The organism is Vibrio caribbeanicus ATCC BAA-2122 (assembly GCF_000165125.1).
Classification (GTDB): domain Bacteria; phylum Pseudomonadota; class Gammaproteobacteria; order Enterobacterales; family Vibrionaceae; genus Vibrio; species Vibrio caribbeanicus.
Map to the genome: position 1 here is coordinate 34,123 of NZ_AEIU01000110.1, position 25,441 is coordinate 59,563.

General features: G+C 41.6%; 26 protein-coding genes. 10 read left to right on the forward strand and 16 right to left on the reverse strand.

Annotation, left to right across the window (positions count from 1 at the left end):
- The 7 genes from RH40_RS18135 to RH40_RS18165 form a co-directional block, all read right to left on the reverse strand.
- Entirely contained in the window at positions 1–324 is a 324-nt protein-coding gene (locus RH40_RS18135; protein ID WP_009603146.1) for a hypothetical protein, read from the reverse strand.
- A complete protein-coding gene (gene fliD / locus RH40_RS18140) occupies positions 311–2,314 on the reverse strand; it encodes a flagellar filament capping protein FliD (RefSeq protein ID WP_009603147.1) in 2,004 nt (667 codons plus the stop codon). Before fliD ends, RH40_RS18135 begins: the two co-directional genes overlap by 14 nt.
- A gap of 18 nt (positions 2,315–2,332) precedes the next feature.
- Positions 2,333–2,761, reverse strand: a complete 429-nt coding sequence (gene flaG / locus RH40_RS18145) for a flagellar protein FlaG (protein WP_009603148.1) — start codon at positions 2,759–2,761, stop codon at positions 2,333–2,335.
- A 71-nt stretch (positions 2,762–2,832) separates the two neighbouring features.
- Positions 2,833–3,966: a flagellin gene (locus RH40_RS18150; protein WP_009603149.1), complete on the reverse strand. Its 1,134-nt coding sequence runs from the start codon at positions 3,964–3,966 to the stop codon at positions 2,833–2,835.
- A 215-nt stretch (positions 3,967–4,181) separates the two neighbouring features.
- Positions 4,182–5,318, reverse strand: a complete 1,137-nt coding sequence (locus RH40_RS18155; protein WP_009603150.1) for a flagellin — start codon at positions 5,316–5,318, stop codon at positions 4,182–4,184.
- 244 nt (positions 5,319–5,562) lie between these two features.
- Positions 5,563–6,699, reverse strand: coding sequence for a flagellin (locus RH40_RS18160; protein ID WP_009603151.1), 1,137 nt, complete (start codon positions 6,697–6,699; stop codon positions 5,563–5,565).
- A 70-nt stretch (positions 6,700–6,769) separates the two neighbouring features.
- Positions 6,770–7,234, reverse strand: coding sequence for a DUF2919 domain-containing protein (locus tag RH40_RS18165; RefSeq protein ID WP_009603152.1), 465 nt, complete (start codon positions 7,232–7,234; stop codon positions 6,770–6,772).
- Positions 7,235–7,354: 120 nt separating this feature from the next.
- Between RH40_RS18165 and RH40_RS18170 the strand changes: the two genes are divergently transcribed.
- A complete protein-coding gene (locus tag RH40_RS18170; protein WP_009603153.1) occupies positions 7,355–7,708 on the forward strand; it encodes a DUF2956 domain-containing protein in 354 nt (117 codons plus the stop codon).
- A gap of 26 nt (positions 7,709–7,734) precedes the next feature.
- Here the strand turns inward: RH40_RS18170 and RH40_RS18175 are convergent, their stop codons facing one another.
- Positions 7,735–8,040: a winged helix-turn-helix domain-containing protein gene (locus RH40_RS18175; RefSeq protein ID WP_009603154.1), complete on the reverse strand. Its 306-nt coding sequence runs from the start codon at positions 8,038–8,040 to the stop codon at positions 7,735–7,737.
- Between the two features lie 207 nt (positions 8,041–8,247).
- Here RH40_RS18175 and RH40_RS18180 point away from each other — a divergent pair, with 207 nt between their 5' ends.
- From RH40_RS18180 to RH40_RS18195, 4 genes are read left to right on the forward strand one after another with little or no spacing between them, the layout of a single operon-like run.
- Positions 8,248–8,595 carry an ArsC family reductase gene (locus tag RH40_RS18180; RefSeq protein WP_009603155.1) on the forward strand — a complete coding sequence of 116 codons (348 nt, stop codon included), beginning with the start codon at positions 8,248–8,250 and terminating at the stop codon, positions 8,593–8,595.
- 21 nt (positions 8,596–8,616) lie between these two features.
- Entirely contained in the window at positions 8,617–9,750 is a 1,134-nt protein-coding gene (gene dapE / locus RH40_RS18185) for a succinyl-diaminopimelate desuccinylase (RefSeq protein WP_009603156.1), read from the forward strand.
- 2 nt (positions 9,751–9,752) lie between these two features.
- Positions 9,753–10,424 (forward strand): M15 family metallopeptidase, encoded by a 672-nt coding sequence (locus tag RH40_RS18190; protein WP_009603161.1) that lies wholly within the window; start codon positions 9,753–9,755, stop codon positions 10,422–10,424.
- A gap of 8 nt (positions 10,425–10,432) precedes the next feature.
- A complete protein-coding gene (locus RH40_RS18195; RefSeq protein WP_009603162.1) occupies positions 10,433–10,615 on the forward strand; it encodes a DUF2897 family protein in 183 nt (60 codons plus the stop codon).
- Between the two features lie 89 nt (positions 10,616–10,704).
- On the opposite strand, the gene RH40_RS18200 is transcribed toward RH40_RS18195, so the two are convergent.
- On the reverse strand, positions 10,705–11,481 hold the full coding sequence (locus RH40_RS18200; protein WP_009603163.1) for a Zn-ribbon-containing protein: 777 nt from the start codon (positions 11,479–11,481) through the stop codon (positions 10,705–10,707).
- A 2-nt stretch (positions 11,482–11,483) separates the two neighbouring features.
- A complete protein-coding gene (syd, locus tag RH40_RS18205) occupies positions 11,484–12,029 on the reverse strand; it encodes a SecY-interacting protein (RefSeq protein WP_009603164.1) in 546 nt (181 codons plus the stop codon).
- An 81-nt stretch (positions 12,030–12,110) separates the two neighbouring features.
- Here syd and queF point away from each other — a divergent pair, with 81 nt between their 5' ends.
- From queF to xni, 5 genes are all read left to right on the forward strand, one after another.
- Positions 12,111–12,956: an NADPH-dependent 7-cyano-7-deazaguanine reductase QueF gene (gene queF / locus RH40_RS18210; protein ID WP_009603165.1), complete on the forward strand. Its 846-nt coding sequence runs from the start codon at positions 12,111–12,113 to the stop codon at positions 12,954–12,956.
- Positions 12,957–12,969: 13 nt separating this feature from the next.
- Positions 12,970–15,240, forward strand: a complete 2,271-nt coding sequence (locus RH40_RS18215) for a tetratricopeptide repeat protein (RefSeq protein WP_009603166.1) — start codon at positions 12,970–12,972, stop codon at positions 15,238–15,240.
- Positions 15,241–15,553: 313 nt separating this feature from the next.
- Positions 15,554–16,873, forward strand: a complete 1,320-nt coding sequence (locus RH40_RS18220; RefSeq protein WP_009603168.1) for a GGDEF domain-containing protein — start codon at positions 15,554–15,556, stop codon at positions 16,871–16,873.
- A 203-nt stretch (positions 16,874–17,076) separates the two neighbouring features.
- A complete protein-coding gene (gene ppnN, locus RH40_RS18225) occupies positions 17,077–18,438 on the forward strand; it encodes a nucleotide 5'-monophosphate nucleosidase PpnN (protein ID WP_009603169.1) in 1,362 nt (453 codons plus the stop codon).
- A gap of 62 nt (positions 18,439–18,500) precedes the next feature.
- Complete coding sequence (xni, locus tag RH40_RS18230; RefSeq protein ID WP_009603170.1) at positions 18,501–19,298, forward strand: flap endonuclease Xni; 798 nt, start codon at positions 18,501–18,503, stop codon at positions 19,296–19,298.
- A 39-nt stretch (positions 19,299–19,337) separates the two neighbouring features.
- Here xni and rlmM read toward each other — a convergent pair whose 3' ends face one another.
- The 6 genes from rlmM to RH40_RS18260 form a co-directional block, all read right to left on the reverse strand.
- Entirely contained in the window at positions 19,338–20,429 is a 1,092-nt protein-coding gene (gene rlmM, locus RH40_RS18235) for a 23S rRNA (cytidine(2498)-2'-O)-methyltransferase RlmM (RefSeq protein WP_009603171.1), read from the reverse strand.
- The gene (locus RH40_RS18240; protein WP_009603172.1) at positions 20,426–20,824 is read right to left on the reverse strand and encodes a DUF423 domain-containing protein; all 399 of its coding nucleotides are present in this window, start codon (positions 20,822–20,824) and stop codon (positions 20,426–20,428) included. The genes rlmM and RH40_RS18240 overlap by 4 nt, the downstream gene beginning before the upstream one ends.
- Positions 20,814–21,440 (reverse strand): alpha/beta family hydrolase, encoded by a 627-nt coding sequence (locus tag RH40_RS18245; RefSeq protein WP_009603173.1) that lies wholly within the window; start codon positions 21,438–21,440, stop codon positions 20,814–20,816. Before RH40_RS18245 ends, RH40_RS18240 begins: the two co-directional genes overlap by 11 nt.
- Positions 21,433–22,341, reverse strand: coding sequence for a transcriptional regulator GcvA (locus tag RH40_RS18250; RefSeq protein WP_009603174.1), 909 nt, complete (start codon positions 22,339–22,341; stop codon positions 21,433–21,435). The genes RH40_RS18245 and RH40_RS18250 overlap by 8 nt, the downstream gene beginning before the upstream one ends.
- A 519-nt stretch (positions 22,342–22,860) precedes the next feature.
- Complete coding sequence (gene thiI / locus RH40_RS18255) at positions 22,861–24,309, reverse strand: tRNA uracil 4-sulfurtransferase ThiI (protein ID WP_009603175.1); 1,449 nt, start codon at positions 24,307–24,309, stop codon at positions 22,861–22,863.
- Between the two features lie 139 nt (positions 24,310–24,448).
- Positions 24,449–25,435, reverse strand: coding sequence for a flagellar motor protein MotB (locus RH40_RS18260; protein WP_009603176.1), 987 nt, complete (start codon positions 25,433–25,435; stop codon positions 24,449–24,451).
- Between the last annotated feature and the right edge of the window lie 6 nt (positions 25,436–25,441).

A 25,441-nucleotide genomic window follows, 5' to 3' on the forward strand; every position in this document is an offset into this window, starting at 1 on the left:
CTATAAAAACTTTTGATACTGCTGAACCGAACGCTTACCGTGATGAACTTTACGCAATAGACTTTCAAATTCTGAAGTTCTATTACTCATTAAGGTGCAGATAGAGTGTGTTCTTTCTATCGCTTTTTCCCACTGCGTTTGGTCTACTGCTTCAGGATAGTTTCTCACTATCTCTGTAAGACAAAGCAATATCTGTTCCCTTTTATCGACTTGGTAGACAATTTCTTCAACGTTAATTTCATCCTGTTCAAGCAATGATGTAATTAATTGATCTAAGTCACAAAGACTAGCAATTAGAATTCGATAATCATTAGTTGAGTGCATTCATCATCCCTGCTAGTTGAGACTGCATCTTACTTGTCGCATCCTGCATCGCTGAAAATTTGGCGTATGTTCTCTTTTGTAAATTATCCATGCGGCGATCAAGTGCCGCTTGATCATCCTGTAGCCGATAGGAACGCTCAGTCATACTTTGTTCACGGTTACGGATAGACCCGGTCGCCCCAGTTAAACCTTGAATAGCATCCTCAACCTTTTTAGCAAAACCATTACTACCACCAAAGAAGCTTTCTAACTGGTTAAAGTTATTGTTAATTTGTTTATCTAACATGCCATAGTTAATTTCAAGAGTACCTTGACGGGTTGTAGTGATTCCAAATTCCGTCAAGGTCTTCATATTCTCGGGGGCGGGTTCAATATCCGAACCGAATACTGCTCTCAACCTTGAATCTGCGCTGCGGACGATACTATCGCCTGCTAATGGGCCAGCTACCCCAGTTCTGGGATCAACTTGCGATAATTCAGACGCTACCTGATAAAATTGGTTATATGCCGCAACAAATTGCTCAATATCTTCTCTCACGCCTTGTCTATCATACGCAATATCAATTTCCGAAGGTTGTTGCCCTTCTTTTGTTAAACCTTTGAGCGTCAAATCTACGCCGTCAATAGCGCTCTCAATAATGTTGTTATTACTCGATAGATGTGCAACACCATCAAGAACAACTTTACTATCCTGTGCGGATTGGACTTCAATCATGCCTTGGTATGTATCAAATGAGCGTTGAGCCACATCCAAATCTGCCTGCACTTTATCAAGACGTTCTAGGTACTCTCGTTCTTCTTTAGGAAGTTTAGCTCGTTCAATTTCTTTTGCTTGTTCTTTTGTCAATTCACCCGCTTCAACACGTTTGTCCAATGCTTCTTTTTCATTGGCTAATTTTCGAGCTATTCTTTCCCGCTCAGAATCTAGCTTTGCTTGTGCCTCTTTGGGGGTGACGTAGGAGTCAGTCAGTGTGCCCGCAGCAGTATTAGACCATCCTGGAACGTCAGATGCTTTTTCACGAGCTTTATCATCCAATGGGTCTTCCGGTTCCCAATAAGAATCGAGTAATGTTCCTGATGCAGTTTCAGACCAGCCGGGGATCCGGTCTTCAGGTTTTAAAAGTTTGCTTGCAGCTAACCCCGCACTTGCCGCTGCAGATGCTGCCTTATCCGAGAGTTCACCCGCAGTATTTGGGTCAGCCTGATTCGCCGCCTGTTTCGATAGATCGGCAAACTCTTTATCGGCAAGTTTTGCCGCATCTGTCATTCTTTGCGCTATTTTGTCGGCAATCTTTTTTTCTTCTGGAGTCAATGGCGCGAGTAGTTCTTGTGCTTGAGCTCTTGCGCGCTCTAGGTCTTTCACCCTTTGCTCAAGTGTCTTATATTCGAGTAATTTTAATGGGTCACTCGGTGAGGCGTCAGCCTCAATGGATATATCGTTATCATCACCAGACACTGTCGATGCAACGATTAAACGTGGTCCACCGGTGTCATTAATAATTGCAGCCCTGACACCAGGGTTGGTCTGGCTATTGTTTATACCTCTGACGAGATCCACTAATTTCGAATTAGCTTGTACATCAAGCGAGAATGATTTATCTCCTAATGAAATACGCAACTTACCCGCACCAAATTTTACATCCTGTGACAAAACGTCAGATGCAATCTTATGGCTTTGGGCAAGTTGCAACACATCGATAGAATATCTACCAGCGATAGCATCAGTGGACGCTGTCGCAGATACAACGGTCTCATCAGTCGATTCCACCGTCCTTGCTGAGAAAGCCTTCTCGTAACGAAAGCCAGCCATCAAGTTTTTCATTGTATCAAGCGACTCGCTGAGCCGGCCATATGCACTAATACTAGATTCAATGTTAGCTTGCTCATTGTTGATTCTTTGCTGCTTTGGAGCACGCTCAGAATCAACAATTTTGCCAACCATAGCATTGATATCCATACCAGTATTCATGCCTACAGGGCCAAAACTCATACATTCACCTCAGTACGATCATACCGTTTGATTGACTAGACCGGAGGAGTACCTCGCTGTCTGCTCTCTCAAACGTCGCAGTATTTCTAACATTTCCTCATCTGGAATTTGACGGATAATATCTCCAGTTTCCGCCTCGTAAATTGTTACAACATCCCTACCAGATTGCTCGTCGACACGAAACGACAGCCCTTTGTTGATAGAAGAAATAAAATCATTCATTTGTTCGACTATCTTCTCACGCTCGACTCGTGTGAGCTTTTCACGTTCTTGAGCGATCTCGATTGCTTTTTCAACAAACCGACTCGCTTGTTCGCTCTGCTCTTTGGTAGAAACCTGTTCCTGTCTTGAGGAAACTTGCTGCACAATATCGTATTTTGAAGCAAGTTTAGTGCCACTATCTGAGCCATAAGGCTGGACGTTCGATGTGTAGGATGGTATTTCCATAACGATCTCCCTTCCACCTTAGCAGGTTACAACATTACGCTGCACCAATAAGCCCCTATCAAACCTATCAACTAGCCCAATAAGCTGAGCGCTGCCGATGGCGACTGCTTAGCTTGTGCCAGAACAGATGTACCCGCTTGCTGGAGAATCTGAGACTTCGTCATTTGTGTGGTCTCTTTGGCATAATCAGTGTCAACAATACGACTACGAGAGGCATTAACATTTTCATTAATACTTTCTAAATTAGAAATAGCATGCCCAAATCGATTCTGAAATGCACCCAATTGTGCTCGTTGACTATCAACGGTCTTTAAAGCTCCATCAATGACTGAGATAGCCAGTTGAGATCCAGCCACCGTGCTAATGTCAATATCAGAGACTGTACTCTTTTGTCCTGCAGCAAATCCAATATCAGTGCCTAAGTTGCCAGTGACAGTAACATCTGATGCAACCTTATTAGCCGAGGCAAAGAGTTGAAGTTTATTATCTTCACCGACCGAGGCCTTAACATCTTCACTTTGACCATTAATAAAGGTTGCCAACTCTTGGAGGTCATCTCCTACTTTAGCGGTAATATCAATGCTGTGAGATTTACCATTTACATCATCATAAGCTAGGGTTATGTCCTCTTTACCGGCTTCAACAACCCAATCTGACGCTTTGCCTGTTGAAGCTATATAGACTTTTCCACCCATCTCATCAGTGTCAGAGCGCATATTACCCATCGATAGCTGAACGGCTTCGCCTGAACCAGCGCCAATCTGAAATGACTGCGTACCGTATGTACCATTGAGCAACTTGTAGCCACCAAAAGAAGTTGATTCAGCGATACGATTAAGCTCGTCATTAAGTGCAGACACTTCCTCTTGAAGGGCAGTACGCTCGGAAATTGAATTGGAACCATTCGAAGACTGCAAGGCGAGATCCCGCATTCTTTGCAAAATGGAAGTTGACTCACTCATCGCTCCTTCTGCGGTCTGGGAAATAGAAATACCGTCGTTCGCATTCCTTACCGCAACATCTAGGCCGCGACTTTGTGAGTTGAGACGATTGGATATCTGAAGACCAGCCGCATCATCTCGGGCACTGTTTATTTTGTACCCTGAAGACAGACGTTCCATCGATTTCTGCATACCGTCAGTCGCCGCATTGAGGTAGCGCTGAGCAGTCATCGCAGACACATTTGTGTTTACGTTAATTGCCATATTTGATCTCCTTAGGCATTTAGCTGATGTGCATCAGCGTCTCTCACCTCGCTTCAACACATCTCATTTCTCTCAATCCTTTAACGGCTTGGGGAGAAATACCTTTAGGAAAAAAATGATACAATTTTAAAATGAACAAATATTAATCTAATATTCAGCATGTTACATAAACAAAAAAATCCAGCCGAAGCTGGATTTCCTTATTTTTTTAAAGATTACCCTAGAAGATTTAAAGCCGCAGTTGGAGTTTGTTTGGCTTGCGCAAGAATTGAACTTGAAGATTGTGACAAAATTTGTGACTTGGTTAGGGACGTAGTCTCTTTTGCGAAGTCGGTATCTTTTATGCGGCTCTTAGAAGCATTTACATTTTCATTAATGTTATCTAGGTTACTGATTGCATGGTTAAAGCGGTTTTGGAATGCACCTAACTCAGCTCGGTGACTATCAACATAATTCAATGCCGTATCAACGATAGCGACCGCTTCTTGAGCGCCACCGACGGTGGTGATATCAATGGTATGGACAGTCACATCTGTACCTGCGGCTGGTAAGTTCAAATCCGCAGCTAAGGTACCTGAAAACGCAACCTCTCCATCGACTTTATTCGAGCCTGCGAAAATTTGTAGCCGCCCCTTATCACTAACAGAAGCTTTTACCGAACTATTTTGACCATTGATATAGGTAGCAACTTCTTCAATATCGTCGCCTTCTTTTGCTGTAATGTTAATTTCTTGGTCTTTACCATCATTATCTTTAAACTTCATAATAAAGGTGTCTGTCCCAGCTTCAACCGTCCAATCTTTATTTTTTTCAGTCGTGGCAAGATAACTTTTACCTCCCATGCCGACGTTGTCAGAACGCATATCATTTAGCGTCAACATTACCGCTTCACCATTATCAGCACCGATTTGGAAAGACTTGGTGGAATAAGTTCCGTTGAGCAATCTATTCCCGCCAAAAGAGGTCGTCTCTGCGATTCGATTCAATTCATCGTTGAGAGCTGTCACCTCTTCTTGCAATGCTACCCTCTCAGAAAGTGAGTTGGAACCGTTTGCAGATTGGAGTGAAAGGTCACGGATTCGCTGCAATATATTTGTACTTTCATCCATTGCTCCTTCCGCTGTTTGGGTAATGGATATACCATCGTTAGCATTACGAACAGCAACACTTAAACCACGACTTTGTACATTAAGGCGGTTTGAAATCTGCATACCTGCTGCATCATCTTTCGCACTGTTAATTTTAAAACCAGATGACAAACGCTCCATTGATGTTTGCTGTGCATCGTTTGCCTTGTTTAAATAACGCTGTGCTGTCATTGCTGATACGTTAGTATTTACATTCACTGCCATGGTGATTTCTCCGTTTGATTTTCCGATGTAACCGGTTTCCGACGTCTCGGAAAACCAAAGTAGTTCTCTCAAAAGTTACAATTATTAACGGCTCTAACAAGAAAACCTTGAGCATTTTTTTTTATTTTTTTAGAAAAAAATTACGTTGATTAAAATAACGGCACTAAAGCGTCAAAACTAACTAAAAAAGAAGAAAATCGCTCAAGTTTTGAGAAAAACTGACGGGGAAGTGAATCGTTTAAAATTAAGCATCGAGCAGCTTAAGGACGAGGTCGGGCTGCTGCTTTGCCTGAGCAAGTATGGATGTGCTGACTTGTTGGAGAATTTGCTGCTTGACGAGTTGCGTCGTCTCCTTAGCATAGTCAGTATCTTTTATCCTACTATTGGACGCTGATAGATTCTCGTTGATATTAGAAAGGTTATTGATAGAATGGTTAAATCGGTTTTGCATTGCCCCCAACTCTGCCCGGTGGCTATCTACATATTTTAATGCCGTGTCGATAATCGCAACAGCACGTTGGGCTCCTCCAACGTCTGTAATATCTATATTATCAACGGCTTCATATCCAATAAGCCCCATTCCCAATTCACTTGCGAGGCTACCACTAAAAGAGAGAGTACCAGACGTCAGGCTACCCTCTAAGTAAATTTGTAGTTGTTGGTCTTGGTTTACAGAAGCCGACACTTCTTGATTTTGACCATTAATATAAGTGGCGAGTTCTTCAATGTCATCTCCGACTTTCGCGTCAATGGTCAGAACTTTTTGTTGATTATTAACATCGGTATACTCCATAACCAACTGATTCTTACCACCCTGAACTTGCCAGCTTTTATCTAAACGGTTGGCCGCTAAATAACTAAAGCCCCCCATATTAATATCATCACTACGCATATTCTTTAGACTAACTAAAACCGATTCCCCCGAACTGGCTCCAATTTGAAAGGCTGATGTTGCAAAAGTACCATTTAGGAGTTTTCTTCCTCCAAAAGAGGTAGTTTCAGCAATTCTATTTAATTCATCATTCAAAGCTGTCATTTCTTCCTGCAAAGCAATACGCTCAGAACGACTATTTGAACCGTTAGCAGATTGCAAAGATAAATCACGCATCCTCTGTAAGATTTGCGTTGTTTCACTCATCGCTCCCTCTGCCGTCTGCATAATAGAAATGCCATCATTTGCATTTCTAACCGCGACGTCTAGACCTCGCATCTGAGTGGTAAGACGGTTTGAAATTTGAAGACCTGCGGCATCATCTTTTGCGCTATTGATACGATTACCTGACGAGAGACGCTCGAGTGATTGCTCAAGCATTTTGCTTGCGCTAGATAAGTATCTCTGGGCCGTCATTGCGGAAACATTGGTATTTACAGTAATCGCCATAAAGTGTGAATATGTACATAGGAACTATTATTGTTATCGGCACAAATTCGCTTTCTTTAAATGAATTTCCTTATTCTTGGTGAAATCTAGATTCTGAAAAACTGTCTCGAATAAAACGACTGTAATTCAAATAAAGTAGTAGCCAGAAAAGCCCCAATAAACTCAGGCCATTGCTCCAGCTAAACTGACCATTTGACAAATAGACAGCATAACAGGTTTGAACTAACTGCAAACACGCAGTCACTATCGTAATCCCACGTCCGTAACGAATAACTCGGTTTATAAAAGGACGCTTTGCACTGCGCAAACTGACAAGCCACATCAACACAATACTTGGTAAGCCAGCAGTGAGCCCAACATAAAATACTTGGTGATCAGGATAGAGAGTGGATAGGATCTCGCTGCCACTTTGTTGACTAACACCCGCAAGAACAAATACAACCCAAGCCTTTGCGAGAAATATCCACCCTAGCCAAAGCAACTTGGGCGGTTTGAGAAAACCGTTAGAATCATAACTCTCTAAACTATATTGCAAAACATCACCCTATGCTTTGTTTACGGCTTCAAGGCCATCAAATGATATATGTGGGGGAGTTTTGCTTCTATCTCAACGTCTTTCTGTTAAAATTGCGCAAAAAATACATGTAATGAGTCCATGAATAATAAAATCACCCCCTCTGTTGAAACACAAAATGAAGCGATGAAGATCGCAAAAGCTACACAGAAACCTGGGCAAACAAAAGAGCAAACTAAATTAATTGCACAAGGAATAGAAAAAGGAATTGCTCAATATAAAAAACAGCTCAAAGAGAAATCCCGTCAAGCTGATAAAGCTCAGAAAAGGAGACGTAAAGAAAAATTACGCTCGCAAAGCCTAAATGAAACCGCACAAATAGAAGAGAAGGTAAACATCGACACTCACCTAAAATTATCGTCTAGGTTTGTCGTGACGCCTTGGATATTGCTAGCTGTAAGCTGGGTTGGTTTCATCATGTATATCGCACAATAGAGCAGTACTAAAAAATTTGAGTAAGACTAAAAGCCAGAAAGAGGACTTTCGGAGAGGAAAATACTCGCTGCGATGTCTTCTTGTTTGTCTATAACCCACTGACTATCAAAGGGCCCCCAGTCCGATAGCTGATAATAACCGTCATTATGTCGTATCCCATCTTGAACAAAAACTAGTTGAATTCCGATCCTTGGTAATACCTTAATAACATCTTGAATGGTGCGTCGTGGCCATCCCGTTTTCTCCATTAATTTGGGCACATTGGGGCGCTCTAAACTTTCAACAAGTAAAGCTAGGTAAAGCCTTCTAGCAAATACCGGATTTAGTCTCATTTCTACCTCCGAACTTTAAGTCGACCGTATTATTGCCGATTCCTACAGAGATATATTGAGTTCGATCAAACACTCATCTGATATATCGTCAAAAACTATCATACTGCTTTAAAAATAATCGCCTTACCGTTTTGTCAGCATGAGGAGTTCCTGATAGGATGCAACCTAGTAGAAAAAACAAAGTTAGCTTACCTCGAAGGAAGGATTATGACCGTCACAATGTATGGCATTCCAAATTGCGATACCATCAAAAAAGCCAAAAAGTGGCTTGAGAACCAACAAGTCGATTACCATTTTCATGATTACCGAAAACACGGGATCGATAAGCCAATGGTCGAGCAATTTTGTCATCAGTTGGGCTGGGAAAATGTCATAAATAAACGTGGCACCACTTATCGCCAATTGTCCCAAGAGCAAAAAGATAGTCTGAATGAAACGTCTGTCATTCAGCTATTAGTTGACCAACCAGCAATGATAAAGCGTCCCATTCTGTCCCATGGAGAACAATTGCATGTTGGGTTTAAACCCGATACTTATCAGTCCATATTTTCATAATACTGAGTATAGGTATACATTATGATAGATAGCCCTACTCTTGCACTCGCGAAAGATTTAATTCGCCGCCCATCGGTGACTCCCAAAGATGAAGGATGTCAAGAAGTCATGATTGAGCGTCTCAAAGCACTGGGATTCAATATTGAAGTCATGGTATTCGAAGATACTACGAATTTTTGGGCTCGTCGTGGTACAGAGTCCCCATTGTTCGTCTTTGCCGGTCACACAGACGTAGTGCCAGCAGGAAATATTGAACAATGGCAATATCCACCATTTGAGCCTACGGTCAAGGACGGTTTTCTCTTTGGGCGCGGAGCAGCCGATATGAAGGGTTCTCTTGCAAGCATGGTTGTCGCTGTTGAAGAGTTTATTAGCACGAACCCAGACCACCAAGGATCAATCGGATTTTTAATCACCTCTGACGAAGAAGGTCCTTTTATCAATGGTACCGTCAGAGTGGTTGATACTCTTATGGCACGGGGAGAAAACATCGAAATGTGTATTGTCGGCGAGCCGTCAAGCACCGATATTGTTGGTGATGTTATTAAAAATGGTCGACGAGGCTCAATTACAGGTGATATTACAATAAAGGGGATACAAGGACATGTCGCGTATCCACACTTGGCCAATAATCCTGTTCATCATTCACTGGCGGCACTTCAAGAACTGACAAATATGGAATGGGATCAAGGGAACAAATACTTCCCACCGACCAGTTTCCAAATACCAAATATTAATGCTGGAACGGGTGCTTCTAATGTCATTCCTGGGGAGCTAAAGGTACAATTCAATTTGCGATTTAGCACTGAACTAAATAATGACATTATTATGAGCAAAGTGATTGCTGTTCTTGATAAACACCAACTTGATTACGGTATTGATTGGACGTTTAATGGCGACCCATTCTTAACCGATACAGGTGCGCTGCTAGAGTCCGTTGTGAAAGCAGTCAATGATGTCAATCAAACTGAGCCACAGTTACTCACCACAGGTGGTACTTCGGATGGAAGGTTTATTGCAAGGATGGGTGGGCAAGTCGTCGAGCTTGGTCCAGTGAATGCAACAATTCACAAAGTCAATGAATGTGTCAACATCGAGGACCTTGAAAAACTGACTAATATGTATAAAAAAACCATGGAGAACCTTCTCACTTGAATATGAAGCTTGAGGAGTTAATTGGTGAGGCATCTACGCATTTAGTAAGTGCTTCCATTGGGCAGAAAATTTTTTCTGTCCACCCTTCCGTTGTTACTGACTTATTAAACTTAAAGCAAGCAGCTGATCAAGCAGGCTTCAATTTACATATTGCCAGTGGTTTCCGAAGTTTTGAACGTCAGCTAGCAATTTGGAACGGCAAAATGTCGGGTGATATCGCATTACTAGGCAAGCATGGTCAGAAACTGGACATCACATTACTTTCAGAAGAAGAGAAAATTAACTCTATACTGCGTTGGTCAGCTCTACCCGGTGGTAGTCGGCATCATTGGGGCACTGATTTTGACGTTTACGATCGCGGCGCTCTTTCCGATGGCACAGTTCTAAAGCTCGAATCGTGGGAGTATCTGCAAGGACATCAAAAACAATTTTATCACTGGTTAAAGGGCAATTTAACACACTATGGTTTTTTCTTTCCTTATACTGAAGACTCAAGCGGTGTGGGCTTTGAACCTTGGCATATCAGTCATCATGTATCTTCAAACGAGTGCCTTAAACAACTGAATGTAGAAATGCTCTACGCTAAAATAAGTTCGAGTAACCTTATTGGCAAGCAAGGCGTTTTGGCTAACATCAACGACATATACCGACGATATATTAATATCAAGTCATAAGGAAAAGCATGGATCTATTGACCAACCCATGGGTTATCATCGTTATTGTTCTCAGCGTGATTATTGGGAATATCATGGCCTTAAAATACACGGCGAAGATGAAGTTTGATCACAAAACAAAAAAAACATCCAGTGACCAAACGGCGGAAGAAAAGCAAGAACGTACAGACAAAGACTCTGAAGATGGATAGTCACCTTTTATTTAAAGTTGGACGGATGACCACTCACATTCAAAATCGTTGCCTCACTGAATCCCGTGTCAAATTTTATATAGGCATTATCACTTTAAGTGATCCCAAGAAATGTTAGAGACCAACCGACAATCGTCACATTTAAAATGGAACACATCATGAATAGGCTCATCTAAACGCCAATCACCACCACATTTAGGGCACCTACGTGCTTGTTCTTCAGAAAGGCTCCCCCCTCCCACTCGATATTGATAGTAGTAAGTTGGAACGCCAGTGATATGTTCTATGCGCCCACGTAAGTTCCAACCTCGTTTGAAGAGCACACTATTGACATCACAAATTTCGCTTAGCGCTGCATGCTCGGCTTTACAACCACCAGCCATTTGTAATTCATCACATGCCTGCCATTCCGTTTGCCACTTTATAACCGCTTTATGGTCACCGTTAAATGTTGGCGAATTTCGATATAAGGGAATAGGAAGCAAGTTGTCCCCATCTCGAAGTGGTGAACATGTATGTACATAGGTAGTATATAGTACCTGCCAATTGGGTGTACCCGGCTCTGCTGCTTGTTCTGAGTTTATATCACGACCTAATAAACGCATTTTAGGCTTGAGCAGGCTCGCCTCGGAGAGTCGTTCGACGCAAACATTGACAAAGTCTGAGTGATTTTTAGGATGAAGGCTTTCTTTCTCTGGGCAAACGACACGGACAAAAAACTCACCTTCTCCCATAACAATGGGAAACTCTCGCCCTAGAATTTGGCCATTATAACGCAGTGCATCCATCAGGCCATTGATAGCCTTATCCACAGCGGTCACTGTTGTGTTGTCAAAGCACTCAAACTGTAATTCGATAACAAACATGCTCAGACTCCGGGCTCAATTTTAGTAAGAAACTCAACAAGGCTCTCGGCTAGTATGTCTCGATTCGATGTCCCTAGTCTTTCTAGAATGACATTTCCTGAGATATTGCATATTGATATCACATCTAACTCAGCATCGGTCACTGCGATAAATACCGTAGGTTTCAATTTCAGTCGCCTTTGAGTCACAAGGTGACCGAGAATATTTTCTTGAAGGCGATTAAAATCATCATCGCTCCAAACTTGAAGTAAGGTTAAAGGATTGCCCTGCCAAGTTCCCGACATATCACCACTGTATTGAGCACCAAAAAAGGTTTTGATGTCCTGGTGCAGTACTAAATCAATCGCCTGTTCAATATTTGTAAAGTTTGCTCCATTATCACGAACAACAGGACGCCAGTATACTCTCTCTCCGTCCTTATTCTCGACGCAGGGGGACGCAATGTTACTCAGCTCGTCACTATAAGGCCCATGGCCTAATTCATCTTGGTATGCTTGATAGTACTTTTCTGTAAATGACAACAAAGCTCGAAAGGTATCATCTGTCATCGAAATCTCCGATAGAATATTCGCTTTTAAAAGCAGTATTGCGTAAAATTCACGACATTCTAATTGAAATTAAACTGAAATATGAGCAAATATTCAAATGCACAAGAGTTGGCAGGGCTAACTCTAGGCCAAAAGACCGAGTACTCCAATCAATACGACCCTAATTTATTACATCCAGTACCTCGAAGCCTAAACAGAGACGATTTATACCTTGGCGATACTCTCCCATTTATAGGCTGTGATTTATGGACAATGTATGAAGTCTCGTGGCTCAATAAAAATGGATTACCCCAAGTTGCCATAGGGGAAGTTTCAGTCCCTGCGACGAGTAGCAACCTTATAGAATCCAAATCATTTAAGCTATACCTGAATAGTTTCAACCAGACTCATTTTAGTGACTGGGATGAAGTAGAGAGGATTATGACTAAGGATTTATCTGCCTGTGCAGGAGAGCAAGTTGGCGTAACATTGCGTGCACTCGAAGATTATACCGACACTTTAATTGTGTCGATGGACGGTGAATGTATCGATAACCAAGATATTACTATTGATAATTACGATTTAACGCGCGAACTTCTTCAAAATAGTGCAACTGGGGAAGTCATTGAAGAGTCTTTACACAGCCATTTACTTAAATCAAATTGCCTAATTACTAATCAGCCCGACTGGGGCAGCGTTGAAATTCAATACAAAGGTAAAAAAATTAACCGAGAAGCGTTATTGCGCTACATCGTCTCTTTCAGAGAACACAACGAATTTCATGAACAATGTGTCGAAAGAATCTTTACTGATATCATGGAGTTTTGTCAGCCTTCAGAACTAACAGTTTTTGCACGTTATACTCGTCGTGGGGGATTGGATATAAACCCTTACCGCTCGAATATCAGAGCTCAGCCAAACCACAATCAACGTATGGCACGTCAATAGGAACTCATTAAGCATGACAAACTTACGCTGGCTTTCTCTTTTTTGCTTTTTATATTTCGCGTTGATTTGCCCATCAAATGCCAACACGATTTACTCTTCAGCAATACTCAACGAGGCAAGTAGTCTTGTCAACATAGTGCCCAAGCAAGCGAAACAACTTGCGAAAGACTATTTAGTCCAGCGTACATTATCAAGCAAAACTGAACATAGCCCTTCGGTGATGTCTCGTGATGAGAAAGACAGCAGAACGCGAACACCGGGAAGTACAGTCGACGCAATGCGAATACTGGCACAAGCAGAGTTTAATCTGGGTAATCATGCGGAGGCTTTGCTGTTACTACAAAAGGCAAAAACGATTGCTATTGACTACAGCCTACCGTACTTACTTGCGGAAATTAAGTTGGTTGATATTAAGCTGAGATGGTTAATTGAAAAAAACACCAACGAAACCAGACAAAAGATCAAACAACTGGATGAAGAATTCAGCCTGATAAAAAATTCAAAACAGCTTGCTCAGGGACTGAGTTACCGCATTACTATGTTCAAAGCTGATATTGCCTCCGCAAACGGCGAGATTGACCTAGCAAGTAAACTATATCAATCGGTAAAAGGCTATGTCGATGGGACAAAGTCGCCTCAAACGACAATAAGCTATCACACGACGATCGGCCAACACCTCTTAGCCAACAAAAAGTATAACCTAGCTTTATCAGAGCTACTTATGAGCTATTGGATGTCAATCGAAACTGACTCGGCTTATCAGCTTGCTGTGGTCAACCAAACACTAGGGCAATTGTTTTACGAGCGGCATGTATTTGATAAAGCGAATGACCACTTGTCACAAGCTGCAGATTTCTACGATAACTATGATAATTCTCCGGCTCTTGCCCCAATTTTAAAAAGAATGGGAGATATTTATTATTATCAGGGTAAATATAATTTAGCTTTAGTCCACTACTTCAATGCTATGGACCACGAGCGAATGCAGAATAATATCGAAAGTGTCATCGATATCAGAATATCCCTTGCAACCACTTACCTGCATTTAATCAATTACCCACTTGCCGAGCAATATCTAGAGAGAGCACAGGAGCTACTACAATATTCCGACATTCCACGTCTAAAAGCGCACGCACTACTCTTAGAAGCGGGACTGGCACAACACAAACAACAACTACAAAAAGCGATACAAAAAGCACAGAGAGCACTTGATATTGCCAAAAAAGAGGACGACATTGGTCTTCAGAAAGCGGCCTATCAGCAGCTTTATCATAGTTACGAGCTTGATAAACAATATAAAGCAGCACTTACTAGCCTAAAAAACTTCACCTCTCTAACTACAATTGAACAGCAGCAACTTGATTTAATCAGTGAAGACGCATTCCGTCAGCAAAAAGAATTCATAGAGCAAACTCTGCACCTCACTGGCCAGCAAGAAGAATTAGAAAGAACGCATAACGAATATAGGAAGTTTCAAAAGATCACTTTTACTCTATTCATTCTATGTGCCTTACTCTTCATATTTTTGTTAAGGCGGGGTCATGTGATCAATCTACAAAAAGAGGAGCTGGATGAACTTAATAGGAATCTCTACACTCATTCACGTTCGGGACTAAAAAATCTTAGAATGCTCAACGCAAAACTGCCGGCATCATTGGAGGAAAGTAGCCACAAATTTGAAAGGTGGCATGTTGGTGAATTGATTCATCAGCCTCTAAATGATCGCCTGCGTTTCGTAATGATAGATGTACCATTTCTACGAAACATGTATCTGCAACACGGATACCAAATGGGTTTGAAAATTGAAAACGCCTTTGGTGAGTATCTAAAAGAAAATATCATTTCGCCCGCTCGTATTTATCATTTTTCTGATGCTAACCTCCTTTACATCGAGCCTAATGGCGAGAAAGCAACCAACCCCGAAGTCTTATTTGAAATGATACAAAAGTTAGTCAGCGAGTTTGAACCGCAAAGACGGCTTAACCGGACTGTAAGAGTAGGCATTGCAGACTATCCATTCTTACCAAGAGCCTATACAGCCATCAATGATAAAGAGCTTGTTGACTTACTACTCATGTCAGCGAATACCGCAAGAGCACTAAGCATGAGGGATGATTCTAGCCAATGGGTTTATCTGAAAGCCATCGAAAATGCTCCAGCAGCCAGCTTAGCAACTGGGGATATTCGTCAAGCTTGTAAACAAGCAATAAGTCAAGGATTGATTAAAATTCATTCATCATTCAAAGACGAAGAAATCATAAAAGAAATTTTAGACATTGATTAATTTATCAATAAAAAATCGAAGTCGTGACGACTCAATCATATTTGATATGATTCTTATTAAATTTTCTTTGTCTTCAGCGCGATAGAAGATATGCTAAACCCAATATTAGAGGTACGTCGAAATTTCTAGTGTAATTCAATACCAAACAAACATGTTTGAAGATAATTGACGCTGAATGAAAAGTTTGGGTCTGGTTACTCCCCTATTTTCATACGTTTCAAAGTAACCAATATCGACTAATAAAAGAGTATTTACTTCACTAAATGTGTCTATTCAGCCGTGTTAGTCATTCTCCATTTAATTGAAATCTGTAATGCTTGAGCATCTGTTTAAGCACCAAGGCATAGTAATGGAACAGCAAACAGAACACTTAGATAAAAAGATCCAACAAAGCAGCGAAATCCTCCTTCGTTTAACTGGCATACCAGCTAAGATCAAGCGAGAAATCCACGATCTTCTCAATTTTTCTAGTCAAAAAAAACTCCCCGTTTCGCAGCAAATATTCAAGCTTCTCAATTTATACGAACGCACAGTACAAATACTTGCCACTAATTCAGACTATTCTAGACCAGTCTCAGAGAGCCATTGTAATAACAAACAGTTGATGCAATTGTCAGAAGAACTTCAAAATGTGATTAGTGAATTGGATTTTGACGGTGAATCTGGAGATTTGCTGCATGATATACGCTCTAAATTGCTCGTTGGGGTAGATAATCAGCTGCTACTAGATCTAACGATGCAAGCTTTAAAATTAGTGATTCAAGGCACTCAATATGAGCGAAAGACTTCCGAGCAATTTCTCAATCATGTCAATAATTCACTACGTTCAAGTCTAAGAAACTCAAAATCTAATATAGAGTCTTGCAAAACTCTAATCAGTGATAGAAATAAAGTGAATATTGAATTAGTTGAACTAGTTGATACCGCCAAAAACAGCGTTTCTGAAACTAAAACTTTGCAAGCAAAAGAACAAAAAGCTTTAAAAATCACGTTGGATAAAATCAGTGCACTAACGGAGCTCTTAGTCGACCAAGAGAAAGTGGGACATGATTTGATTGAACGAATGAACTACGGCAAAAATCAGATCGAGTCTTTATCTGAAGTGACTCAAGATTATCGCCGCCGTTTAGAAGACCAAGCAAAGCGAATGTTACTGGATCCTTTAACTAAGGTTTATAATCGAGCTGCTTTTGGTGACAGACTGGAGTTTGAGTATCGACGCTGGCTTAAATCTCAACATCAACTTAGGGTGGTCATTTTTGATGTCGATAATTTTAAATCTATCAACATTAATTTTGGCTATGCTGCTGGCGATAAAGCACTGAAGATAATTGCACGCACAATCAAAAAAGAGATTAGTGACACCGATACAATCGCTCGATTTTCTGGAGAGGAGTTTATTCTCATATTGCCAGAAATCTCTGATGAGAAAACACGTTCGACCATAGATAATATTCAACACAGCGTATCAAAACTTCCCTTTAAGTTTCGTGACCAGAACCTTACCATTACTCTGTCTTCAGCTTGTGTACCCTTCAGAACAAATAACACACCTGAAGATGTTCTCGGACAGTTAACTCATGCCTTAAATAAAGCCAAAGAAAGGGGCACCAATCAGCTTAGCTGGCAATAAACTTTAGAGATACCTCACAAGGATGATAAAAAGAGCGCATAATGGGGTATTGATCTTTATATTTCATACAGTTATGCCTCTTTTTTTTGAAAACCTGCTAGACTAAAAAGGTTGTGTCTTTTCACTTTCCCTCAAACAACACTTACAAGTTTTGACAATAAGCCATTCATAAGAAGGGAGTTTATTGTAACTAGGAGGTATCTATGATCACACACATCAGTCCGGCAGGGAGCATGGATCTACTCTCTCAACTCGAAGTTGAGCGTCTTAAAAAAACCGCAGCAAGCGAACTATATCAACTATATCGTAATTGCACGTTAGCCGTTCTAAATTCTGGTAGTCACACTGATAACTCTAAAGAGCTTTTAGATAAATATAAGTCTTTTGATGTTAATGTGGTGAGACGCGAGAGGGGGATAAAGTTAGAGCTCAGCAATGCACCAGAACATGCGTTCGTTGATGGTGAGATAATAAAAGGTATACAAGAGCATCTATTTTCGGTTTTGAGGGACATTGTTTATGTCAATATGCATCTAGCCGATAATCAACGCCTTAATCTAACCAACGCAAGTCACATCACAAACCTCGTTTTCGGGATCTTACGCAATGCAGGAGCATTGACCCCGGGTATTGAACCGAATCTGGTCGTATGCTGGGGGGGGCATTCTATTAATGCAGTAGAGTATCAATACACAAGAGAAGTAGGTAATGAACTCGGTCTACGTGAAATGAATATCTGTACTGGATGTGGGCCGGGTGCCATGGAAGGACCAATGAAAGGAGCTGCAATCGGTCATGCCAAACAACGCTACACCGATCAGAGGTATTTAGGATTAACTGAGCCTTCAATTATCGCAGCAGAGCCGCCAAACCCCATTGTTAACGAATTAGTTATTATGCCAGACATAGAGAAGCGCTTAGAAGCCTTTGTCAGAATGGCACATGGTATCGTAATTTTTCCAGGAGGCGCAGGAACAGCGGAAGAGTTGCTCTATATCCTCGGCATTATGATGCACCCTGAAAACAAGGAACAACCCTTGCCAATCATTCTCACCGGGCCGAAGCAAAGTGAGGAGTACTTTCGCTCAATTGATCGATTCATAGAAAATACTCTCGGTGAAGATGCACAACAACACTATCAAATTATCGTTGATGATCCAGCGAAGGTTGCTCAAACAATGAAGCAAAGGATGTCTGACGTAAGGCAACACCGAAAAGATACGGGTGACGCATACAGTTTCAATTGGTCATTAAAAATAGAACCGGAGTTCCAATTACCATTTGAACCGACTCATGACAATATGGCAAGTCTAGACCTGCACCTTAATCAAAGGCCAGAAAATTTAGCAGCCTCCTTGCGTCAGGCATTTTCAGGTATCGTTGCTGGGAATGTAAAGGCAGAAGGAATTAGAGAAATTGAACGAAATGGTCCGTTTATTTTAAATGGTGATGTTCAATTGATGAAAAAAATGGATAAATTACTCAGGGATTTCGTGGAACAAGATCGAATGAAACTGCCCGGAGGAACAGCTTATGAGCCATGTTACAAAATCAAGATGAACTAGCCTCTAGCAATCTCGAATTCATCCGATACAATAAGGGCTAACTGCCCTTATTTTTTATGAACATGTCTATTCATCTTGTTATTATCGACGCTTTAAATCTCATACGCCGAGTCCATTCGGCACAGCCAGATCCAAACGACATAAACAGGACAATAACCACGACTTGTCGCACACTCAGGCGCATTATTTCCGAATCTGAGCCAACGCATGTACTCGCTGTGTATGACAATCATATTCAACACAGAGGTTGGAGAGCAGAATTACTGACGAGCTATAAGGCCAATCGTAAGCCTATGCCAGAACCATTGCTTGTTGGACTCGAATCTATCCAAGAAGCTTGGTGGGAAATCGGCATAGACTCGCTTGTATCAGAGGGTGATGAAGCTGATGATTTGATTGCAACACTGGCGATGAAAGTCGCGAGAAGGCATGAAAAAGTGACTATCATTTCTACGGATAAAGGATACTGTCAGTTATTATCACCAACCCTTCAAATTAGAGATTATTTTCAAAATAGGTGGCTAGATGAGCCCTTTATTGAAAGGGAGTTTGGAGTAAGGCCAAGTCAACTGAGTGACTATTGGGGAATAGTTGGTATAAGCTCTAGCCAAGTACCAGGTGTTCCAGGCTTAGGGCCAAAAGCTGCGAAAGAGATATTGGCACAGTTCGTCAATATTGAATCTGCAGTGCAAAGCGAAGAGCTCGCCGGAAAGTACCGCAAAAAACTGACGGACAATATTGAGCTGGCAACTGTATGCAAGAAAGTCGCAATGCTTCGAACAGACATCAAACTAGGATTTAACTTACAAGATATACGATATTCGGGTCAGACGATGGAATCAGGAGCAAATTTGGCCTGAATCAATAAGAAAGAGCGCTCTAAGTCGAGCGCTCACAAATTATCGAGGAGAGATGTTTGACAGACTTTGTACATGTACCGTAATTTCTTCTCGGTCATGATAAAGGTGTTTTGCTTGAAGTCTAAACTTCACACCGCTTTCTTTTAAAAATATTTTCAAGTTTTCAATGTCATCCAAAACCTCGTCATAGCGGCCCTTCATAGGCAACTTGAGATTGAATATCGCTTCTTTGGCCCATCCTCGGATAATCCATTCACCCATCAGTTGAGCAACTCTTGACGGCTTTTCGATCATGTCACAAACGAGCCAAGTGATATTTTTTCGAGCTGGTTCAAACTTAAACCCATCTTCCTGATGATGTTTGACCTGACCCGTTTCCATCAAGCTATCCGCCATCATTCCGTTGTCGACTGAATGAACAAACATGGATCTTTTCACGAGTTGGTAAGTCCACCCTCCGGGACATGCTCCCAAATCTACTCCCCACATACCTGACGCCAGTCTCTGATCCCACTGATCCTTAGGAATAAAGACATGGAAAGCTTCTTCTAATTTTAGAGTAGAGCGGCTAGGTGCATCGCTAGGGAACTTCAGACGAGGTATTCCCATAAAAAACGGCGAGTTGTTCTCAGGAAGCGAATAGCCGACAAAGCAATGTCCTGATGCTACAAAGCAAATATGGAGAACGTTCTTAGTATCATCATCTCGCTTGAGGAGAATGCCTTTTCCTCTTAACGCTTGTCTCATTGGTACGGTAAATTTACGACAAAATTTAAGCAATTCTTTAGCTTCATTTGTATCCGGTGTTTCGATTCGAATGTCACCGCACCGAGGCATATTTTCGATATCAGATAATTGACTTAGGATAGGTGTAATGCGGTCTTCTTTTGGCAAATCTTTAATTTCGATAGCTACGGCAAATATTTGCCGAGCAAAGATGAGAGATTTAAAGTCTAGGTCTTTCACTAGCTTCTCTGCGTCTTCATTTTGGTAGCATTCAAAAAGGACGTAGCCGGTATTTTTTTTCAGGCGAGGGAAACCAAATATCTCCAGCTGAGTCGCTCGGTCTTGGATCTCTCCTGCACATTCCTTTTCAAAGCCGGATCGGCAATACAGCATTAACTGTTTCACTGTGAAACCTCATTTAATTTCAGTGATGCAAAAACAAACATCCCCCACCCCACAACAAATAAAGTGCCACCGAGCGGTGTCACTGGCCCTAACCATTTGCTATCTGTTAACGTGAGGCCATAAAGGCTGCCGCTGAAGCAAAAGATGCCGATAATAAAGCAAATTGCTGCGCGAGCGAAATACTTTTGTGAATCTGAGCTAGCGCCTTGATTAAGCAAGAGACCGCAAAGAATGAGTGCAACTGAGTGGATCAATTGATAATGAACTCCAGTGGTAAACACCTCGACCATTTCTAGAGGTATGGCTTTTTTTAGTGCATGGGCAGCAAATGCGCCAAGAATTACTGCACTACCTGCGCCTACACCACCTAACGCCAAAAAATTCTTAGCTTTCACTAGATTGCTCCATTATAAAACGCTGCACTAGCCGAGCAGCACAAAGTAAATTTTCGTGTTCTGTTAAACCTGAGCTTTTTCTCGGCTTAAAGCTGTGATCACCATCGGCAATAAACTGTGTCTCGACCGCCGCAGACAGACTGAAATCTTCGAACTCTGCACGCTTACCAAAAGTATCTCGCTCTCCTTGAATGATTAAACTCGGAATGGAGATAGATTTAAGGTGATCTCCTTTAAAGTTTTCGGGCTTTCCAGGTGGATGAAAGGGAAAACCCAAGCAAATTAACCCTGACACTTTTGTTTGCTCGACGACTAAACTCGCCATTCTTCCACCCATGGACTTACCACCAATAAATATTGGGGCATCGGATTGAAAATCATTGATGACCTCACGATATGTATCCAAAAGTACCGGTGCCCTATCAGGCGGTCTTTTACGACCATCAACCAAGCGTTTCTCCATATATGGAAAATTAAATCTGACAACATGAATACCACCTTTGGCTATTTCACGAGCCATGGTTTCCATGAAAGGATGATCCTTGCCCGCACCAGCACCATGGGCAAAAATAAAGATAGGGTCTCCCACGTTTCCGTCTTGTAGATATTTAGTCATCAAGGAGGACCTCTTGTTCACTATGGGCCTTGCTCAACATCCAATCTCGAAAAGTCGCAATTCTCCCCATGTCTGCCTGTTTATCATGGCACACCACATAAAAAGCATTTTTCGAAACGAGAACTTCATCAAAAGGGGCAATCAGTCGTCCAGCTTCTATTTCAGGCTGTGCTAAAACATTATTGCCTAAAGCAACCCCTTGCCCATGAGCCGCCGCTTGCAAAACCATAGTAGAGTGGCTGAAAATGGGTCCATGGTTAACATTAACACCTTCAATTCCGTTCTGCTTGGCGAACTGTTTCCAATCTTTTCTTGATGTATCGTGTAACAAGGTATGCTCTTTAAGATCACTTAGAGTTTCTAATGATTTTTGACTCATCAACAAGGAAGGAGAACAAAGAGGAATTAAATATTCTTGATACAATTTATCAGCGCGTAAACCCGGCCATTGACCTCTTCCATAATAGATGGCTACATCAACATCATCAGTCAAAGATCCCTCATCCATGTCAACAGCTTTGATCCTGACATCAATATCAGGCTCCTGTTGGTTAAAGTCGGCCAAACGTGGCACCAACCATTGGATAGCGAAACTAGGTGGCAAACTTATTGTTAAAGCACCTTTTTCACTACGTTCTAGTACTTTATCAGTAGCTTCCGCTACTGAAGTAAAAATATCCTTTATATCTAAAAAATAGCTTTGACCTTCCTCGGTTAAAAGTAGAGACCGATTTCGACGTCGAAATAACTTAAGACCAAGGAACTCTTCAAGTGCTTTAACCTGATGGCTTACTGCCGCTTGAGTAACAAATAACTCTTCAGCAGCACGAGTGAAACTTAAGTGTCTCGCCGCAGCTTCAAACACCTTAAGTGAGTTTAACGGTGGTAGTCGTCTGGACATAAATTGAACTCAAATTAAAATGGATTAGTTTTTTTAATCTGAAACATTATAAATTGTCCATTGCTAGAGAGCCAGAGAAATTCTATATTTCATCTCGCAGCAAGGAGTCAGAACGGCTTGATTCTTTGAATCAATTGACATTTTGTTGCGATGTTGTGTTTGCAAAACTCGTATTTCGAGTTCGGTAGGTTTCTACCAGTTTCGTTTCCAAAAGAATCGGAACATATACTTCCTGTATTTATTTTGACCTGTCTGTCAAATTTTTTAGCACCGCCTATAAGGCGGTGTTTTTTTATCAATATACCTCAAATTCTCTACTGCCCCTCGTACCTAGACAACTGTAAACCGTTTTTCTCAACGAAAGTAGCTTGTAATTTAAAGGCTTATTTACGGCGATAGTAGGCCTTGTCACTTGAATTCACTAGAATTCACTAGAATTCACTAGAATTCACTAGAATAAAGATATAAAAAAAACGCAAGCCGCACTCTAGGCTTGCGTTTTTTCACGAAATAGACTGTTTAGGGGCGGTAGACTTTTACATTCTCGAATCCCTGGTCACGAAGATATAAAGCTTGGAGTCGACTCATAACACCACGCTCACAATACAGTAAATAGACTTTTGACTGGTCTAAATCACCAAATTGAGTGCCTAATTTAAAGAAAGGTATTGTCTTAACTTGAACACCATCAATTTCGAGAGGATTATCTTCTTCTTCTTCAGGACTACGAATATCAAGTACCACGGCACCTTGTTCAACAGCTTCAACTTGTTCCACTTCAGGAGCACTCTGAGCAGTTTCTTCTGCGATATCTCGAATATCCATAAGCACGGCATCTCGCACAACTTGCTCAAGGATCTCAAAATTAAATTTGGCTTCTTCTTCCTCTAATTTTTCTTTAATCGCTTTGACAGTAGGCTTTTTAGAAATCACACCACAATATTCAGGCATTGTTTTTGCGAAATCTTCCGTACCAATCTCGCGAGCGAGATTAATGATATCCTCTTTGTCCCAATTAATTAGCGGCCTCAAAATCAGTCTATCGGTCACACCATCTATATGTCGCAAGTTAGTAAGCGTTTGGCTTGATACTTGGCCTATCGCCTCACCAGTCACCAGACCTTGAATAGCAAATTTTTCCGCGATAATCCCTGCAGCACGCATAAACATCCTTTTAAGGATAACCCCCATCTGCCCGTCATCGACCTTTTCAAGAATTTCCGCCACAACAGGTTCAAAGTCGACAGAAATGAAACGTACCTTCGCAGAAGAACCGTACTTACTCCACAAGTAATGAGCAACTTGCTTTACACCTATTTCATGCGCTGAGCCGCCCAGGTTGAAGAAGCAGTAGTGGACTTTTGAGCCTCGTTTGATATGAAGGTAGCTTGACACACCAGAATCGAAGCCTCCGGAAATTAAACTCAAGACATCCTCTTGAGTACCCAAAGGAAATCCTCCAAGACCTTTGTGACGAGCAATTACCAAATTGAGCTTTTCACTAGCAACTTCAAGGCTAACAGTAACGTCAGGGTTCTTAAGCTTAACACTTGCATCCTCTATCGCCTGATTTAAGCCACCACCAATATAACGCTCCAGCTCTAATGAGCTGAAGTCATGTTTACCTCGACGTTTTGCTCTAACAGCAAACGTTTTGCCACGAATAAGTGGACCATTAAGCGCTAAAACCTGCTCATAAATATCATGTAGGTCGGTAAACTCTGATTGTTTTACCTCTAAGACATGATGAATACCGGGTGTCTGAGTCAAAATTGTCAAAGTTTCTTGGTAATACTCTGAGGAAGGAGCGGTCACTTCAATATGATCGCGACGATTGAAAACGGCAACAGAACGCGTCCGATTTTTCACCATATTGCGAATATTACATTCTAGAATCCTTGTGAAGCGCTTACGCACAGATTCACTTTTAACAAAAATTTCGGGGTGGGGCTTAACAATAAATTTCATAATTCACTTCACAAGTTGACTGCACGCATAGTTGAGGCTCTGGCTGATTATGCAAAATATTTATTATCTGCATTCTCAAAAGCGCTGGATTATACATCATGCATCAAGTAGAGAAAAGGCGAGCTCACAGCTCGCCTTTTTAATTTTGGGGTAATGAAGGGACTTCTTCGCTCAAGAGCGGCTTCCCTTGCATAATACTGATTTCCACTCTTCGGTTGAGCGCTCTTTGAGCTTCTGTCTTATTAGGACCTAAAGGCTCAGTATCTGCCATGCCTCTGACTCTCAACCTATCATGTTTAAAGCCACGCACTTTTTCCATTTCTTGTGCAACGGAGACCGCCCTTTGAGCCGACAAATCCCAATTTGAACGATAAAGTTCAGAATCAATTGGTTGATTATCAGTATGACCTGACACCCTAACAACACCCGGTATATCTTTTACAAGCTCTGCTATTTGGCGAACCAAAGGCCTAAACTTAGGTTGAAGAAAAGCCGAACCTTCAGGAAAAGCACCTCTTTCTCGAATCCTAATATCAATCTGCTGACCAAGGTTTTCAACTTCCATTGCCCCTTGCTCAATTTCTCTTTCTAAAGCTTGTTTAATATTTTCTGCGACGGTTTCAAGTTGCTCCGATGATTCAGACTGCTGCTGTTGCTCCTGTGACTCTTGCTGTTGTTGCTGTTGTTCTTCTTGGCTTTGCGAATCAGCTTCCTGACTCGTTTCAGTAGAAGTTTCGGTCGACTGTCCGCCAGTTTCTTTACCCTGATCACGCTGCATACCACCTGCACGATCCGATTCCCCTTCGTGAAACTCTACCGTTTGTTGAGTAATGTCGATTGTTTGCTGCATGATAACATCAATCGGGGTTGGTTCTGGCCTACCAGGTCTGAACTCCATAGCAATAACGCTGGTTCCTTTAGGAATGTCCTTAACTTCTAGACGGTTCTGAACACCAAACGCAAATTTCATAGAACCCGCGATTTGTTTAAACTTAAGAACATCCATCTCAGAAAATGAGAGCAATAAAACAAAGAAACACATTAAAAGAGACATCAAGTCAGCGAATGTACCCATCCATAGTGGAAGCCCTGGGGGGGGGCATTTACACGCTTCTTCTTCTTCCATAGCCCC

What these genes read in the sequence shown, in the direction of transcription:
- RH40_RS18135 (WP_009603146.1), bottom strand. Translation starts at nt 324, where the DNA reads ATGCACTCAACTAATGATTATCGAATTCTAATTGCTAGTCTTTGTGAC.
- fliD (WP_009603147.1), bottom strand. Translation starts at nt 2,314, where the DNA reads ATGAGTTTTGGCCCTGTAGGCATGAATACTGGTATGGATATCAATGCT.
- flaG (WP_009603148.1), bottom strand. Translation starts at nt 2,761, where the DNA reads ATGGAAATACCATCCTACACATCGAACGTCCAGCCTTATGGCTCAGAT.
- RH40_RS18150 (WP_009603149.1), bottom strand. Translation starts at nt 3,966, where the DNA reads ATGGCAATTAACGTAAACACAAATGTGTCTGCGATGACTGCTCAGCGC.
- RH40_RS18155 (WP_009603150.1), bottom strand. Translation starts at nt 5,318, where the DNA reads ATGGCAGTGAATGTAAATACTAACGTATCAGCAATGACAGCACAGCGT.
- RH40_RS18160 (WP_009603151.1), bottom strand. Translation starts at nt 6,699, where the DNA reads ATGGCGATTACTGTAAATACCAATGTTTCCGCAATGACGGCCCAGAGA.
- RH40_RS18170 (WP_009603153.1), top strand. Translation starts at nt 7,355, where the DNA reads ATGAATAATAAAATCACCCCCTCTGTTGAAACACAAAATGAAGCGATG.
- RH40_RS18175 (WP_009603154.1), bottom strand. Translation starts at nt 8,040, where the DNA reads ATGAGACTAAATCCGGTATTTGCTAGAAGGCTTTACCTAGCTTTACTT.
- RH40_RS18180 (WP_009603155.1), top strand. Translation starts at nt 8,248, where the DNA reads ATGACCGTCACAATGTATGGCATTCCAAATTGCGATACCATCAAAAAA.
- dapE (WP_009603156.1), top strand. Translation starts at nt 8,617, where the DNA reads ATGATAGATAGCCCTACTCTTGCACTCGCGAAAGATTTAATTCGCCGC.
- RH40_RS18190 (WP_009603161.1), top strand. Translation starts at nt 9,753, where the DNA reads ATGAAGCTTGAGGAGTTAATTGGTGAGGCATCTACGCATTTAGTAAGT.
- RH40_RS18195 (WP_009603162.1), top strand. Translation starts at nt 10,433, where the DNA reads ATGGATCTATTGACCAACCCATGGGTTATCATCGTTATTGTTCTCAGC.
- RH40_RS18200 (WP_009603163.1), bottom strand. Translation starts at nt 11,481, where the DNA reads ATGTTTGTTATCGAATTACAGTTTGAGTGCTTTGACAACACAACAGTG.
- syd (WP_009603164.1), bottom strand. Translation starts at nt 12,029, where the DNA reads ATGACAGATGATACCTTTCGAGCTTTGTTGTCATTTACAGAAAAGTAC.
- queF (WP_009603165.1), top strand. Translation starts at nt 12,111, where the DNA reads ATGAGCAAATATTCAAATGCACAAGAGTTGGCAGGGCTAACTCTAGGC.
- RH40_RS18215 (WP_009603166.1), top strand. Translation starts at nt 12,970, where the DNA reads ATGACAAACTTACGCTGGCTTTCTCTTTTTTGCTTTTTATATTTCGCG.
- RH40_RS18220 (WP_009603168.1), top strand. Translation starts at nt 15,554, where the DNA reads ATGCTTGAGCATCTGTTTAAGCACCAAGGCATAGTAATGGAACAGCAA.
- ppnN (WP_009603169.1), top strand. Translation starts at nt 17,077, where the DNA reads ATGATCACACACATCAGTCCGGCAGGGAGCATGGATCTACTCTCTCAA.
- xni (WP_009603170.1), top strand. Translation starts at nt 18,501, where the DNA reads ATGTCTATTCATCTTGTTATTATCGACGCTTTAAATCTCATACGCCGA.
- RH40_RS18245 (WP_009603173.1), bottom strand. Translation starts at nt 21,440, where the DNA reads ATGACTAAATATCTACAAGACGGAAACGTGGGAGACCCTATCTTTATT.
- RH40_RS18250 (WP_009603174.1), bottom strand. Translation starts at nt 22,341, where the DNA reads ATGTCCAGACGACTACCACCGTTAAACTCACTTAAGGTGTTTGAAGCT.
- thiI (WP_009603175.1), bottom strand. Translation starts at nt 24,309, where the DNA reads ATGAAATTTATTGTTAAGCCCCACCCCGAAATTTTTGTTAAAAGTGAA.
- RH40_RS18260 (WP_009603176.1), bottom strand. Translation starts at nt 25,435, where the DNA reads ATGGAAGAAGAAGAAGCGTGTAAATGCCCCCCCCCAGGGCTTCCACTA.